A 15,195-nucleotide genomic window follows, 5' to 3' on the forward strand; every position below is an offset into this window, starting at 1 on the left:
CCCCGGACGCAGCGGTGCCCCGGACCACCGGCCCGGGGCACCGCCTCAACTACGTCCGCGAGATCAGCGGTTCGCGCGCACCCGCCTCACTCCCAGCGTGGTCGCGCCACCGACGACGGCCAGCCCGAGCGCGACGAGCACGTACGTGAGCACGTCCGCGCCGGTAGTGGGCAGGTCACCGCCGCCGCTGCCGCCACCGGTGGGCGAGGACGTCGGGGCCGGTGACGACGGGTCGTCCGTGGGCCCGGGCGTCGTCGGCTCGTCGGTCGGCTCGTCGGTGGTCGGCTCGTCGGTGGGCTCCTCGGTCGGGAGCTCACCCTCGGCCACCGGGAAGTGCCACGCGTTCACGCCGCCGTCGGCGGACTCCCAGGAGACCAGCACCGAACCGTCGGCACGCAGGTCGTCGAGCACGTCGTCGCCGATCTCCACGGTCACCGTGCTCGCCCCGGGGCCGACCTCGGCGACGGCGTTGCCGAGCAGCCGGCCACCCATGTCGGGCGCCCAGGGAGCCGCACCGATGTCGTCCGGCGAGCAGGCGGTGAAGCCGAGGACGTCGCCCTCACAGCTGGACACCCAGACCGGGACCATGCCCAGGTCGCCGCGCCAGACGAAGGCCCGGACCGTCCCGGGCTCGGCGGCCTCGACGTCCAGCGTCACCGACGGGTTGCCGATCTCGACGTCGGCCACGGTCAGCGCACGGCTGGCCGGCAGGCCCGAGATCGTCACGCCACGCACCGCGGACTGGTAGATCGTCTGCGGCGACTGCACGCCCATGAGCGCGGTGTCAGGGATGATCGGCGCGGCCGGCTCGGTCGAGCGGTCGGCCGGCGGCTGGTACCCGTCGAGGTAGCCGTGGCCCCACCGGTAGGGCTCGGACTGCTGGCTGCCGAACGGCGACCATCCGGTACGCGTCTTGCCGATGAAGGTGTCCACGTCCGAGTCGTACGGCGTGACGTTGAGACCCATGAACTCCGGGTCGACGTCGTTGGTCACCGAGTCACCGGTCGGTGCCGCACTGGTCGGACCGACCGCCGCGGGCAGGTTCGCCAGCGGGATCTTGGTCTCGACGGTGTAGAACCCACCCTCGTAACTGCCGTCGGCGCCGCGGTTGACGGTCACCGCGACCTCCTGGCCCGGGGAGTTCGGGGCGCCCTCGATGGTGTCGGCCAACGGCCCCGACGAGAAGCCCTGGTGGTTGTCCGCGTCACGGCTCCAGCAGGGCCCGTCCGGCCCGTTGCCGGCGCTGCCGGTCGGGTCGTCGGTGAACGGCATGATGCCGGTCTTGAAGGTCGTCGAGGTGTCCCGCGACGTCGCCTGCGGGTCGAGCAGCACCTCGACGGAGTCGACCAGCCAGTGCCCGAAGCAGCGCTCCGGCGTAGCGGCCGCGCTCGCGACGTCGTCGACGACGTGCGCGTACACGTACAGGTCGTCGCCGGACCAGGCGAGCCGGGCGAAGCTGCCGTCGCCGCAGTCGACGCCGTCGGGCTCGCACTCGGCACCCTCCCAGCGGCTACCGATGTCGATCGCTGAGCCGTAGCTGTCGTCCTCGGCGCCGTCGACCACGGGCGCGTCGCCGGCCTCGGGGATGACGGTGGTGGGCACGACGTACATCGTCAGCGTCTCGCTGCTCGTCGAGCCTGCCTCGACGGCGGTGGTGGTGATGGGCAGGTCCACCGTGGCGCCGCCTGCCGCGCTGGGATCGGTGTGGGTGAGGGTGAACTCCACCGTGGTGTCCTCCCCCGCGGCGAGGTCGGCGTAGGGCACGGACGCCGGCTCCACCACGAACGGCGCCTCGACCTCGAGGGTCACCTCGCCGTTCTGCGTCTCGGCGGTCCGGTTGGTGACGACGACGGGCACCGTGACCGTCTCGCCCGCGCCGATGTCGCTCTGCGCGGAGGACCGGCCCGCGACGTAGGTGAACTGCTCCGCCCACTCGTCGTACTCGGAGAAGTTGCCCCACCGCTCGAACCGACCCTCGACGCCCGACACGATCTCGACCCGGGTGTCGTTGTAGGCGGTCACCGTGCCGTTGTCGAAGCTCGCCGCGATCCGGTGAACCGCGGTGGCGGCGTCCGCCGCGGGCGTGACGGTGAAGGTCACGCTCGACTCGGCCGCATCGGTGATCGGCCCCAGCTGCTGCGTCTCGGAGACGTCCCAGCCGGCGGGCACCTCGAGGGTGACGTCGCCGGCGGCGATGGTGCCGGCACCGGCCTGGCTCTCGACGGTCACCTCGAAGGGCTCGTCGGGCGCCTGGAAGTACTCTTCGATGTCGAAGGAGAAGGTCGAGCCGAGCGGCATGCCGCCCGGGTCGGCGATGACCGAGCCGAACAGGATCGCGTCGTCGCGACCGTTCTCCGGCGAGCCGTTGGGCTGGAACGGCACCTCGGACTGCGCTATGCCGTAGCGCTGGCAGCTCGGGTCGAAGATCCCGATGTGCTTGGAGCGAGCCTGGGTCGGGTGGGCGCGGTTGCCCTCACGACCGACCTGTGCCCAGGTCTGCGCGGTGCCGGGCTCCTGGCCCTGGATGTTGCCGGGCAGCCAGGTGAACGGCGATGGGTAGCCGGTCCAGGTGCCGACGACGGTGAACGGGTTGGCCGGGTCAGGTTCGAAGCCGGCGTTGCAGCTCGGTCCGTCTGTCCCGCCCTCGCCCTGCGTGCTGGCCCCGGAGGTGATCATCTTGACCTGCCAGACGTCGACGGCGTCCGGCCCGGTGAGCTGCTCGGGGAACATCGTCGGGTCGGCGGCGGCCTGCGCGGCCTCCCAGATGACCCGGCCGGCGTACTGGTGGTTGCCGTGCCCGGCCGGTGCCGGTGAGAAGCCGGTGAGGATCTCGGGCTGGGTCTGGCGGATGACGTGGACCACCTGGCGCTGGATCCGCTCGGAGCCCCACACCTCCTCGGTCAGTGCCGCGCTGGTGTTGTAGAAGAAGTCGACGGCGTCGATGTTGAAGATGTCGACGGTGCCGGAGCGGAAGTGAGAGGCGCGGTCCTCGTTCTCGCGGCGCAGGCCGAGCGCCGGGCCGGCCTCGTCGCCGACCGAGTTGGAGCCGCCCTCGCCGCGGGTGAGCATGATGATCCCGCACTGGACGTCGTAGCGGTCGTGCCAGACGCCGCACGGCGTGGTGAAGCTCGCGTCGTCGTCGGGATGGGCCCAGATGCCCATGACGTCGATCTTGTTCGGCGACACCTCCGTGGTGACCGACGGATCACCGACGGTCAGCGGTGGTTCCTCGGTGTCCCCGACGGCTGCCGGCAGCACGCCCCCGAGGGAGATCGCCACCAGCCCCCCGATGGCGAGGGCTTTCCTACGTAACCTCTTCACAGATACCTCCCGAACAGGCGGACGGCATCGTCCGCGTGGGCAGTTGCCACGGGTCGCGCGCGGCTCGCGTCAACTTATCGAAACCTTGCTCACTTCTACAAGGGATTGCTCACGATTGTGCGCAGTTGTGCGCGAACGGTCAGTCCTTCACCGCCCCTTCGAGCATGCCGCGGATGAAGTGCCGCTGCAGGAAGAGGTAGAGGATGACCATCGGCAGCGCCACGAGGACCGCGCCGGCGGCGAGCAGCGTAGTGCCCTGGGTGTATTGGCCCTGGAACAGCGCCAGCCCCAGCGGTGCGGTGCGCAGCTGCGCGTTGGGCGACATCACCAGCGGGATGAGGAACTCGTTCCACGTCCACATGAAGGTGAGGATGAGCATCGTGACGATGGCCGGCCGCGCCACCGGCACCAGCACCTGCCACAGCACCCGGTGGTGCCCGGCGCCGTCGAGCCTGGCCGCCTCGATGATCGAGCGGTTGGCGCCGCGGAAGTAGGCACGCATCCAGAAGGTGCCGAACGCCACCGACTGCGCCACCTGCGGCAGCGCGATCGCCCAGTAGGTGTTGGTCAGGCCCACGCTCTGCAGGTCGAAGAACAGCGGGACGATGATCGCCTCGGCCGGCACCATGATGCCGAGCAGGAAGACGTAGAAGATCACCTGCGAGCCGCGGAACCGGAAAGCACCCAGCGCGTAGCCGGACATCAGCGACAGCACCGTCGCCAGCGAGACGACGATGACGGCGACGACCACCGAGTTGATCATGTACTCGCTGAACCGGCCCTGCTCCCAGGCCCGGCCGAAGTTCTCCCAGTGCAGCGGCCCGCCCGCCGCGGCGTCCGCCGGCGTCTCCGGCAGCAGCGCGGTGCGCAGGATGGTGGCGATCGGCGCGAGCGCGAACAGCGCGAAGACCACGAGGATGACGTAGTTGCCCAGCCGCTCTCCGGTGGAGACCTTCACTTCTCACGCTCCCCGATGCGGTTGACGGCCAGGTTGATGAGGAAGATGAGCACGGTGAGCACGATGGCGATCGCCGCTGCCGAGCCGACGTCGCCGATCATGAACGCTCGGCGGTAGACCTCGTAGCTGGGCACCGACGTCGACGTCCCGGGGCCGCCGGACGTCGTCACGTAGACGAGGTCGAAGGTCTTGAGCGCCGCGATGATAGTCAGCGTGAGGGCGACGACGATCTCCGCGCGCACCGACGGCACCGTGATGAACAGGAACTGCCGCACCGGCCCGGCGCCGTCGAGCGTCGCTGCCTCGAACAGGTCGTTCGGGATGCGGGCTATGCCCGCCATCAGCAGCACGGTGACCAGCCCGGTGCACACCCAGGTGCCCACGAAGCCCACCGCCGGCAGCGTCCAGGTGAAGTCCCCCAGCCACGTCCGGGTGAGGGAGCCGAGCCCCACCGCCTCGAGCAGCCGGTTGAGATCACCCTTCGGCGCGTAGATCTGCCGCCACGCGACGGCGACGACGACCATCGCGATCACCTGCGGCAGGAAGACCACGGTCCGGAAGAAGCCGAGCCCACGGACCCTGGCGCGCACGAGGATGGCGGCGAGCACCAGGCCCACCGCCAGCGGGATGATCGCGAAGAAGAAGATGAGCACCAGCGCGTGCCAGAACGCCTCACGCAGCTGGGGGTCGGCGAACACCTCGATGTAGTTGTCGAGGCCGACGAAGGTCGCCAGGCTCAGCCCGTCCCAGTCGTACAGCGAGATCTGCGCCGCCCGGCCCAGCGGGTAGAGCAGGAAGACCGCGTACACCACGAAGGCGGGCAGCAGGAACAGGTACGGGGTGGCCCCGAACCGGTGCGCCGAGCCGCCCGCCGCGCGGCCACGCCGGCCGCGCGCGGCGGCCACGGCCGGGGGGGGGGGGGGGNCCGGGGCACGGCGGGCATCGCCGCCGTGCCCCGGTCGGTCAGTTGTTGGATGCGACGAAGTCGCCATAGTCCGCCTCGAGCGCGGCGAGGAGCCCGGCGGCGTCGAGCTGGCCGCCCATGAAGGACTGCAGCGACTGGCCGAGCGTGTCCCCCATCGTCGGGGTGGACCAGTCGAGGTACGGCACGAGCGAGCCGTCCTCGGTGACCTCGGCGTACGCCTGGTAGATGTCGGCCTGCAGACCGTCCTCCGGCATGTTCTCCGTGGTCTCGACGACCGGCATGTTCCCGGTCTCGGCCAGCACCGTCATCGCCTCGGCGCTGGTGATGAAGTCGATGTAGGCAGCGGCGACGTCGGGGTTGCTCGCCTGCGAGGTGACCGCGAACGGGATGCCCGTGCCCCCGGTGGTCACCTTGCCCGCGCCGGCCTCGACCGGCGGCGGGGCGATGAAACCGACGTCCTCGCCCATGGTGGCCTCGATGTCCGCGCCCAGCCAGGAGCCGGCCATCAGGTAGACGCCCTCCCCCTCGGAGAAGGCCTGCCAGATGGCGTCGTAGTCCGCGCCGTTGAAGCCCTCGTTGAAGTAGCCGGCGTCGACCCAGCTGCCCAGCTCCTCCGCCGCAGCCTGGTTCTCCGGGCTCTCCCAGCTCGCGCCGGCGTTGCCGAAGCCCAGTGCCCGGATCTCCTCGGGATCGACGTGCGCGCCCTGGATCTGGCCGAACACATGCCCGGAGGGCCACTGGTCGAGGTTGCCGAGCATGAGGGGGGTCTCGCCGCCGTCGCTGATCTCGGCGAGCTGGTCGCCGAACGCCGCCCAGGTCTCGGGCAGCTCGAGGCCGAGCTCGTCGAGCTTCGACTTGGAGTAGAAGATGCCCACGACCTCACCGACCTGCGGCAGGCCGAAGATCGCGCCCTCGCCGAAGGTGACGCCGTCCTCGGAGTAGCGGGTGTTCTGCAGCACCGAGTCGGAGAACCGGTCGGTCCAGCCGTAGGCCTCGGCGTAGGGGTCGAGGTTGAGGAGCTGACCGGCGGCGACGTACCGGCCCATCTGCGACCGGGAGTTGTTCACCTGGGTGACATCAGGGGCGTCGGAGCCGGAGAGCGCCAGTCCCAGCGTCGTCGTGAGGTCGTCGTTGGAGACCGACGTCCGCTCGATGGTGATGTTCGGGTACTCGGCCATGAAGTCGGCGTTGAGCTGCTCGATCTGCTCGGCCTGCCCGCCGCGGACCTCCTGGTCCCACACGACGAGGGTCTGGTCCTCGAGCGTGGAGATGTCGGTGACGATCTCACCGGTGGTCGTGGCGTCGTCGCCGGGGGCCGGCTCGGTCGTCTCCTCGTCGCCGTTGCCGCCGGAGCCCGGCGTGCACGCGGCCAGCAGCAGTGTCGCGGCGGTGACGGCGGCGGCACCACTCGCGAAGCCGCGGCGTCCTCTGGTTCGACTCATGCTCGTTCCTCCTGGTGAGTGGCGGTGCGGGGGGTGCGCCTCGCCGGTTGGGTAAGGGTTGTCAAGATCGCGTGTCACAGGTCGGGGTGTCACAGGTCGGCGTCCAGCGCGAAGGTCGCCTCTGCCCGCCGTGCCACCCGGTCCGGCCGGGCAGGCAGCACCCGGTCGAGGAAACCGTAGTCCTCGTACCGCTCGGTGGCGGCCGGCTCACCGGCGCGGTGCGCGAGCGTCGTCGCCGACCACCAGTCGTGGAGGTCCCCGATCCCCGGTGCGGCGAGGGAACCGCCGAACTGCTGGACGGCGAGCGCCGCGCACAACGTGGCGAACCGCAGCCGCTGGGTGAGCGGCCACTCTTGCAGGGTGGCACTGACGAACGAGGCGAGGAAGACGTCGCCGGCGCCGGTCGGGTCGATGGCGGTCACCGGCAGCGCCGGCACCATCACCTCCTCGCCGGTGGCGGAGTCGATCGCCACCGCGCCGGCCGAGCCCATCGTCACGACGACGAGCGGGACCTGGTCAGCCAGCCGCCGGGCGGCCGCCCGCGGCGAGTCGGTGCGGGTGTAGGCCATCGCCTCCCGCTCGTTGGGCAGGAAGCCGTAGCAGCTGGCGAGCGAGTCCAGCCGGCGGGGGTCCCACGCCTCGGCCGGGTCCCAGCCGACATCGGCGAACACCTTGGCGCCGTCGGCGGCCGCCGTGCGCCACCACTGCTCGGCGTCCCGTCGGTCGTCGAGGTCGATGATCACCGCGCGGCTGCGCGGCGGGTCACCGATGAGCTCGTCGTGGGTCATCGGCAGGTCGTGGCCGTGGGTGATCATCGAGCGGTCGTCGTCATAGGCAACCGAGACCGTCACCGAGGTGTGCTGGTCAGGCAGCCGGGTCGACCGGCTGAGGTCGATCCCCTCCTCGGCGAGCACGTCCCAGCACCAGCGGCCGTAGACGTCGCCGCCGAAGCCGGCGGCGAGCCCGGTGCCCAGGCCGAGCCGGCTGGCGGCCACCGCGAGGTTGGCGATGCCGCCGGGTAACGAGCCCATGCCGCTCGCCCACACCTCGGTGCCGGGGCGTGGCACCGTCGGCAGACCGGTGAAGACGATGTCCAGGAAGACCGGGCCGCAGAGGAACACGTCGAGCAGGGCGGGCTGCTCGGGCGTCGCGGGCTGCGGGGACTCAGGCATCACGGCCTCCTGCGTCATCGCTGCTCCCGTCCGGCGGTCCGTCGACCCCGTCGACCGGTACGCGCAGCCCGGCTGCGCGTCGTTGGTCGCCGTCCAACATTCTATGCACACTCCTGCCCACTCATGCACGCTTCTGCTAACATCAATGCGTGCTGACCTCGACCAGGCGCGACTCTATCCTCGCCGAGCTGCAGAGTGCGGGAGAGGTCTCCGTCGCGCGTCTGGCCGACCGCTTCGGCGTCAGCACCTCGACCATCCGCCGTGACCTCAACATGCTGAGCAAGCAGGGCCGGCTGCAGCGGGTGCGAGGCGGTGGCTCGATCGAGCCGGACGCTCGGCCGTTCGCCGACGTCGCCGCCGCCCGCGGACCGGTCCGCGCCCGGCTCGGTGCGCGTGCCGCCGAGCTGGTCGAGGAGCGCAACGTCGTCATCCTCGACATCGGCACCACCGTCGCCGAGGTCGCCCGCCACCTGCGGGGCCGCCGGGTCACCGTCGTCACCGCCTCCCTCGCCGTCGTCGACGTGCTGCGCGACGATCCCGTCGTCGAGCTCGTCGTCCTCGGCGGCGTGCTGCGGCCCTCCTACCTCTCCTTCGTCGGCTCGCTGCCCGAGCAGGCGCTCGCGCAGATCACCGCCGACATGTGCTTCCTCGGCACCAGCGGGGTGCGCGACGACGGCTCGATGCTGGACTCGACGAGCATCGAGGTCCCGGTCAAGCGGGCGATCCTCGCCGCCTCCGAGCGCCGCATCCTCGTCGCCGACGAGGACAAGTTCCCCGGCTCCGGGCTGCTGGCGGTGTGCGGGCCCGAGATGCTCGACGTCGTCATCACGACGCCTGTGGCAGACTCGCCGGGGCTGCAGGCCCTGCGCCACCACAACACGGAGGTCCTCACCGCGTGAAGCTCACCCTCATCGGCGGCGGAGGCTTCCGCGTGCCGCAGATCTTCGAGGCGGTGTCAGGCGCCGGGGCCCGGATCCGGATCACCGAGCTGTGCCTCTACGACGTCTCCGACGAGCGGATGGCCGTCATGGGCCGCGTGCTCGGAGCGATGAGCGAGGCGTACGCCGGCACCGAGGCGCAGCCCCCCACCGTCACCACGACCACCGACCTCACCGCCGCGCTCACCGGCGCGGACTTCGTGTTCTCCGCGATCCGGCCGGGCGGCACCGAGGGCCGGGTCCGTGACGAGCACATCGCGCTGCAGCTGGGCGTCCTCGGCCAGGAGACGGTCGGGCCCGGCGGGCTCGCCTACGCGCTGCGGACCGTCCCCCACGCCGTCGAGCTGGCCCGCCGGGTGCAGGACGTCGCACCGGGCGCCTGGGTCATCAACTTCACCAACCCGGCCGGCATCATCACCGAGGCGATGCGCGGGGTGCTCGGCAACCGGGTGATCGGTATCTGCGACACCCCCATCGGCCTCATGCGGCGCGCCGTCCAGGCCGTCGGCCGGCAGCCTGTCGAGATCGACTTCGACTACATCGGCCTCAACCACCTCGGCTGGCTGCGGAGCCTGGACGTCGACGGCACGGACGTGCTGCCCGAGCTGCTCGCCTCCGACGAGCGGCTCGACGCCATCGAGGAGGCGCGGCTGTTCGGCTTCGACTGGGTCCGCGCGCTGGGTGCGCTGCCCAACGAGTACCTCTTCTACTACTACTCCCACCGCGAGGCGCTGGCCCGGATCAGCAACGGCGAGCCCACCCGCGGGGAGTACCTCGACCGCCAGCAGCTCGACTTCTACCGGGCGGCGGCCGCCGAGCCGGACCGCGCGCTGGAGATCTGGGACGCCGCGCGCCACGCCCGCGAGTCCAGCTATATGGGCGAGTCCCGCGCCGAGGAGGACCGCTTTAGCCGGCGCGCCGAGGACGTCGTCGGCGGCGGCTACCAGGAGGTGGCGCTCGACCTCATGGCCGGGCTGACCACCGGGCAGGCCGCCACCATGATCCTCGGCGTCGGCAACGACTCCCGCGGCCCTGGCGCCGATCTCATCGTCCCGCAGCTGCCGCCCGACGCCGTCATCGAGGTGCCGTGCTCGGTGGACCGCGACGGCGTGCACCCCCACTCGGTGGCGCCGCTCAGCGGCGAGATGGCCGGCCTGCTCGTGCAGGTCAAGGCCAGCGAGCAGCTCGTGCTGCGGGCGCTGGCGGAGGGGTCGCGCGAGCTCGCCTGGCGGGCGTTCGCCAACCACCCGCTGGTCGACTCCGTCGAGATCGCCCGCCAGCTGGTGGACGCGTACTGCGAGGCGACCCCGGAGGTCGGGGCGCGGCTGCGGTAGCGGTCGTCGGCGGGGCTACTGCCCCGGTGAGCCCGGTCTGCCCGCGAGGCCGTCGCGGTCGGTGAGGCCGTCGAGGATGTCTGCGGACATCGGGGCCACCCGGAACGGGACCGCGCTGCCGGCGCTCTCCTCGACGTGACGCAGGCCCACCGCCCGGGTCCGGGCCGTCGCGTCCGCCTCCTCCAGGGTCTCGAGCTGCCGCTCGAGGTCGGCCAGCTGGGCTGTCAGCGCGGCCGCCTGCGCCTGGAGCGCATCGGCCCGGTGCGAGCTGGTCTCGTCGACCGCCTGCTCGACGAGGTCGTCGCGCAGGTCGCGCAGCACGGCGACGGCCTCCCGGGCGGCGTCGACGTGGCTCCGCTGCCGCTCGAGGGCAGCATCGGTGCGCCGCAGGTGGGTGCCGAGGACGGCGGAGCGTGGGAAGCGCCGGCTGCCGGGCTGTGGCGGCCCGGGCGCGGGTTCGGCCGACGGCGGGGGCTCGACCGGCTCTCCACGTTCCATGCGCCCAGCCAACCACCTGCGTCGGCTCGACGCCGGACGCGCTCAGCTCGCGGCCCCGTTCAGCCCTCCGGCCAGCGGTAGGTGGTCTGACCGTGCAGGTCCTTGGCGAAGCAGAACGCCCGCTCCGGAGCCACCCGCAGCACCCACGCCAGCCCGCCCGGCGAGGCGAAGCCCTGGCCGCTGACCTCGAACCGCCACGCCTCCCCGTACTTCGCGAGGAACGCATCAGCGATCGCGGTGAGCCCCTCGGGGGTGATCACCCGCTCGACGTGTCCCTCGATGACGACGTCGCTGCCGACCGTCCAGGCGTTCGTCCCGGTGGTCACGGTGACGGCGGTGTTGCCGGTGAGGTTGCGCTGCTTCTGCTCGCCGACGCCGGTGCAGAAGCACAGTGTGCCGTCGTGCCACACCCCCACCATCGGCGTCGCGTGCGGCCGACCGTCACCACGCACGGTGCCGAGCCAGTACAACTCCGCGGCCGCGAGCGCGTCCTCGGTCTCCTGCCACGGCCGCGCCACGGCGGCCGGATCGCTGAAACGGGGGTCCAATGACGACGTCGTCGGTTCCTGCACGATGCTCTCCCTCACTCGGTGACTCCTCCCGGTACCGACCCGGGGGCACCGCGGGACTCATCGGGAGACGACGACGGGCCCGGCACATGTCGTGCCGGACCCGTGGTCTCCGGTGTTCCTTGCGGGCGGCTCGCCGCCTGTCTGCCTACGGCCGGTCATCGGCTACAGGGTGTCCGCGACGCCCTGCGGCAGCGCGTTGCGGGTGGTGGCGCGGGGCAAGATCCCCGCCCAGCGGCCGCGGCGGGCGCGCAGCACCCGAGTCGCCGGACGGCGCTGGAGGTAGACGTAGTCGGCAAGGGGCATTCCCATGCTGCTCGCCGACATGTCGCCGAGCATGATCGAAGACATCGTGATTTCCCATCATCGTGAACGAACCCGACGGCGGTGGCCGTGGGCATGGCGGAGTCACCGGAAGAACCCGGTGGTGAGACGTGCGGGGATCGTGGGCAGCGTCGCCTCGATCCCTGGGGGCGACGGCCTACTCAGCGCACGGTGTCGATTGCCATACCGAAAGCGTGGCAGGTCCCCGTGACGGAGTCACGTGATTATTCGCCGGCCCCGTCAGCGGGCGGCGACGGTGAGCCGGGCGGCGACGGCGCGCAACGGCGCGAGCATCTCGTCCGGCGCGGTGACGGTCCACGCGACGTCGCGGGGGATCCAGCCGAGGCCGTAGAGGATGTCGGAGACCGAGGTGCCGCCGATCGGCCAGTCCACCCCTCCCGACTCGTTGGACTGCGCGCCGCTGGCCCAGATGCCGAAGTCCGCCCGGGCCCGCGCCAGCGTCATGTCGAGGTGGACCACCGCCTCCAGCGGCTGCCGGGAGTCGACGTGCGCGTGCTGGACGAACTCGGCGGCGTCGGCCGCGGGCAGCGTGCGGGGCTCGGACCGGACCCCGGTGAGCAGCAGCCGCGCCATCCGGTCGGCGCGGAAGGTCCGCCAGTCGGCCCGCTCGAGGTCCCAGCAGACCAGGTACCAGCGGCTGCCCATCGGCACCAGCGAGTGCGGCTCGACGTGCCGCGAGCTCTCGACGTCGAGCCGGGAGACGTAGCCGAACCGCACCCGCTCGTGGTCGCGGCAGGCGAGCGCCAGCTGGGCGAGGAGGTCGGCGTCGACCCGCTCGCCCTGGCCGGGCACCGTGACGGCGGTCTCCTGGAACGCTGAGACCCGCCGGCGCAGGTGAGGTGCGAGCATCTGCTCGAGCTTGGCGAGCGCGCTGAGCGAGGTGTGCTCGCCGTCGGACAGCCCTTGGACCGCCGCGGTGCGCAGCCCGACGGCGATCGCCACCGCCTCGTCGTCGTCGAGCAGCAGCGGCGGCAGCCGGCCCCCGCCGGCGAGCTGGTAGCCCCCGCCCGCGCCGGGCGTCGCGGCGACGTCGTAGCCGAGCTCGCGCAGCCGGTCGATGTCGCGGCGCAGCGTGCGCTCGCTCACCCGCAGCCGGTCGCGCAGCTCCTCCCCGCTCCAGTGCCGGTGGGTCTGGAGCAGGGAGAGGAGTCGCAGGCTGCGGGCGGTGGGATCGGACATGGCAAAAATCTACTCGGCATTGCGGTCAGGATCCGGCCGCATTGGTTTCTAGCCTGGGATCATGACACCGATCATCAGTACCCAGGGGCTGGCGAAGCACTTCTCCGGCCCCGGCGGCGGCGACGTCGTCGCGGTCGCCGACCTCACCATGGACGTCTCCCCCGGCTCGCTCACCGCGTTCCTCGGGCCCAACGGCGCGGGCAAGTCCACCTCGCTGCGCATGCTCACCACCCTGCTCGAGCCGACCGCCGGGCGGGCGACCGTCTGCGGCTACGACATCGCCACCCAGCCGGCCCAGGTCCGCGCCCGCATCGGCTACATCGGCCAGAAGAACGGCGCCGGCCAGTACTACCGGCTGCGCGACGAGCTCGTCAGCCAGGGGGCGTTCTACGGACTCGGGCGGGTCGAGCGCCGGCGGCGGGCCGACGAGCTCATCGAGATCCTCGACCTCGGTGAGCTCGCCAACCGCCCGACGATGAAGCTCTCCGGCGGGCAGCGGCGCCGGGTCGACATTGCGCTCGGGCTGGTGCCGGGACCGCGGCTGCTGTTTCTGGACGAGCCAACCACCGGCCTCGACCCGCAGTCCCGGGCGCACCTGTGGGACCACATCCTCTCGCTGCGGGAGCGCTACGAGATGACGCTGTTCCTCACCACCCACTATCTCGACGAGGCCGACCACTTCGCCGAGCGGGTGATGGTCGTCGACCACGGCCGGATCATTGCCGACGACACCGCCGCCCGGCTCAAGAGCGACCTCGCCGGCGACCGGGTCGCGCTGCGGGTGACCGGCCCGACCGACGCCGTCGCACGCTTGCTGCGAGCGGCGGCCACGGGCTCGGGCCAGCGCGACCCGCAGCTGCAGGTCGGGGCGACCGACGACGACGGCGTCACCTCGTACGTCGTCGTCGTCGACCACGGGGACCAGGTGCTGCCGGTCCTCCTCGGCGACCTCGCCGCGCAGGGCCACCGGGTCCACGCCGTCGAGCTCGACCGCCCCAGCCTCGACGACGTCTTCCTCGCCCTCACCGGCCGCAGCCTCCGCGAAGACCGCACCCCCACCCACCCAGACTCATCGCCGGCAGCCGACTTATCGCCGACAGCGGGATTGTCACCGACAGCCGACTTATCGCCGACAGCGGGATTGTCACCGACAGCCGACTTGTCACCGACAGCGGGATTGTCACCGACAGCCGACTTGTCCACCAGCTCCGACGTCGCCGCCAGCAGCCAGGGAGACCGCTCATGACCACCACCGCTCTCCCGACCCCGGGGCCGACCGACGTCGTCAGCCGCCCGTCGGGCCTCGTCCGTGACATCGGGAACGTCTTCCTGCGCGAGCTCTGGCCGATCCTGCGTGACCCGTTCTCGGTGGTGTTCGCGCTGGTGCAGCCGCTGGTGTTCCTCGCGTTCTTCGGACCGCTGCTCAGCGGGATGACCGGGCTGCCGCTCGCGGAGTCGCTGCAGTGGTTCGTCCCCGGGATCATCGTGATGTCCACGCTGTTCGGCACCGCGATGACCGGGTCGAACCTGCTGTTCGAGATCCAATCCGGCTCGCACGAGCGGATGCTCGTCGCCCCGGTCGCCCGCCCGGCGCTGATGATCGGCCGGGCGCTGAAGGAGATGGTGCCGCTGACGATCCAGGCGCTGGTCATCACCGGCGTCGCTTCGATCGTCGGGTTCCGGCCGTCGCCGCTCATGGTGGTCGGCCTCGTGCTGCTCGGCGTGTTCGGCGTCGGGCTCGGCGCGCTCAGCTACGCGCTGGCCATTGCCTCCCGGGAACGGGACTGGATGTTCTGGACCGTGCAGCAGGGGCTGCTGTTCCCGCTGATGATCCTCTCCGGGATGCTGCTGCCGCTCGACGCCGCCCCCGGCTGGATGCAGGCGCTGGCGCGTGCCAACCCGCTCACCTACCTCGTCGAGGCGGAGCGGTCGCTGTTCAACGGCGCGCTCACCGACCCCTCGGTCTGGCAGGGCGGCATCGCCGCCGTCGCCGTCGCGGCGCTCGGCCTCACGCTCGGGATCCGGGCGATGCGCGACAGCATCTGACGTCGGCACGGGTGGCCGGCGGCATCGCAGCCAGCCACCCGCGCCGCCGGGTCAGAGCCGGGCGAGTCAGAGCCGGGCGAGCGCGCTGCGCTTGACCGCCTCGAACTCCTCGGCGGAGATCGCGCCGGCGTCGAGCAGGGCCTTGGCCTGCGCGATCTCCCCGGCCGGGGTCGACCGCTCGGAGACCTCTCGGATGTAGCCCTCCGTGGCCGCACGCTGGGCGTCGTGCTGCTGCTGCGTCCGCGCTCCCATCCCGCGGCCCCGAGCGATGAGGTAGACGATCATCGTCAGGAGCGGCAAGAACAGCAGGAAGACGATCCACAGCGCCTTCCAGCCGCCACCGAGCTCGCGGTCACGGAAGAGGTCGGTGATCACCGAGAAGAGCGCCATCAGGTAGCCGATGAAGATCATCACGGTGAAGAAGAACCACAGGTAGTCCCAGATGTTGCTGAGGTAGTCCATCGGGCG

Annotated in this window: 14 protein-coding genes; 4 read left to right on the forward strand and 10 right to left on the reverse strand. The window is 71.5% G+C overall.

The window, feature by feature from the left end; genetic code table 11:
• Positions 1-63 precede the first annotated feature (63 nt).
• The 5 genes from V2J52_RS11225 to V2J52_RS11245 all read right to left on the reverse strand — a co-directional run bounded on the left by V2J52_RS11225 (position 64) and on the right by V2J52_RS11245 (position 7,818).
• Entirely contained in the window at positions 64-3,321 is a 3,258-nt protein-coding gene (locus V2J52_RS11225; RefSeq protein ID WP_331227803.1) for a PIG-L family deacetylase, read from the reverse strand.
• A 139-nt stretch (positions 3,322-3,460) separates the two neighbouring features.
• Positions 3,461-4,279: a carbohydrate ABC transporter permease gene (locus V2J52_RS11230; RefSeq protein ID WP_331227804.1), complete on the reverse strand. Its 819-nt coding sequence runs from the start codon at positions 4,277-4,279 to the stop codon at positions 3,461-3,463.
• On the reverse strand, positions 4,276-5,184 hold the full coding sequence (locus V2J52_RS11235; RefSeq protein ID WP_434056420.1) for a carbohydrate ABC transporter permease: 909 nt from the start codon (positions 5,182-5,184) through the stop codon (positions 4,276-4,278). Before V2J52_RS11235 ends, V2J52_RS11230 begins: the two co-directional genes overlap by 4 nt.
• Before the next feature lie 58 nt (positions 5,185-5,242).
• On the reverse strand, positions 5,243-6,646 hold the full coding sequence (locus V2J52_RS11240) for an ABC transporter substrate-binding protein (RefSeq protein ID WP_331227805.1): 1,404 nt from the start codon (positions 6,644-6,646) through the stop codon (positions 5,243-5,245).
• Positions 6,647-6,735: 89 nt separating this feature from the next.
• Positions 6,736-7,818, reverse strand: coding sequence for a carbohydrate kinase family protein (locus V2J52_RS11245; RefSeq protein WP_331227806.1), 1,083 nt, complete (start codon positions 7,816-7,818; stop codon positions 6,736-6,738).
• Between the two features lie 149 nt (positions 7,819-7,967).
• Here V2J52_RS11245 and V2J52_RS11250 point away from each other — a divergent pair, with 149 nt between their 5' ends.
• Complete coding sequence (locus V2J52_RS11250; protein WP_331227807.1) at positions 7,968-8,717, forward strand: DeoR/GlpR family DNA-binding transcription regulator; 750 nt, start codon at positions 7,968-7,970, stop codon at positions 8,715-8,717.
• Positions 8,714-10,090, forward strand: a complete 1,377-nt coding sequence (locus V2J52_RS11255) for a family 4 glycosyl hydrolase (RefSeq protein ID WP_331227808.1) — start codon at positions 8,714-8,716, stop codon at positions 10,088-10,090. Before V2J52_RS11250 ends, V2J52_RS11255 begins: the two co-directional genes overlap by 4 nt.
• Before the next feature lie 15 nt (positions 10,091-10,105).
• On the opposite strand, the gene V2J52_RS11260 is transcribed toward V2J52_RS11255, so the two are convergent.
• The 4 genes from V2J52_RS11260 to V2J52_RS11275 form a co-directional block, all read right to left on the reverse strand.
• On the reverse strand, positions 10,106-10,588 hold the full coding sequence (locus V2J52_RS11260; RefSeq protein WP_331227809.1) for a hypothetical protein: 483 nt from the start codon (positions 10,586-10,588) through the stop codon (positions 10,106-10,108).
• A gap of 59 nt (positions 10,589-10,647) precedes the next feature.
• A complete protein-coding gene (locus V2J52_RS11265; RefSeq protein WP_331227810.1) occupies positions 10,648-11,175 on the reverse strand; it encodes a pyridoxamine 5'-phosphate oxidase family protein in 528 nt (175 codons plus the stop codon).
• Between the two features lie 147 nt (positions 11,176-11,322).
• A complete protein-coding gene (locus tag V2J52_RS11270; protein ID WP_331227811.1) occupies positions 11,323-11,508 on the reverse strand; it encodes a hypothetical protein in 186 nt (61 codons plus the stop codon).
• Between the two features lie 213 nt (positions 11,509-11,721).
• Positions 11,722-12,681 (reverse strand): helix-turn-helix transcriptional regulator, encoded by a 960-nt coding sequence (locus V2J52_RS11275; RefSeq protein ID WP_331227812.1) that lies wholly within the window; start codon positions 12,679-12,681, stop codon positions 11,722-11,724.
• Positions 12,682-12,742: 61 nt separating this feature from the next.
• On the opposite strand from V2J52_RS11275, the gene V2J52_RS11280 reads away from it, so the two are divergent.
• Positions 12,743-13,927, forward strand: a complete 1,185-nt coding sequence (locus V2J52_RS11280) for an ATP-binding cassette domain-containing protein (RefSeq protein ID WP_331227813.1) — start codon at positions 12,743-12,745, stop codon at positions 13,925-13,927.
• Positions 13,924-14,727 carry an ABC transporter permease gene (locus V2J52_RS11285; protein WP_331227814.1) on the forward strand — a complete coding sequence of 268 codons (804 nt, stop codon included), beginning with the start codon at positions 13,924-13,926 and terminating at the stop codon, positions 14,725-14,727. Before V2J52_RS11280 ends, V2J52_RS11285 begins: the two co-directional genes overlap by 4 nt.
• A gap of 66 nt (positions 14,728-14,793) precedes the next feature.
• Here V2J52_RS11285 and V2J52_RS11290 read toward each other — a convergent pair whose 3' ends face one another.
• Entirely contained in the window at positions 14,794-15,189 is a 396-nt protein-coding gene (locus V2J52_RS11290; protein ID WP_331227815.1) for an SHOCT domain-containing protein, read from the reverse strand.
• Positions 15,190-15,195: the final 6 nt, after the last annotated feature.

The organism is Georgenia sunbinii (assembly GCF_036421875.1).
Classification (GTDB): domain Bacteria; phylum Actinomycetota; class Actinomycetes; order Actinomycetales; family Actinomycetaceae; genus Georgenia_B; species Georgenia_B sunbinii.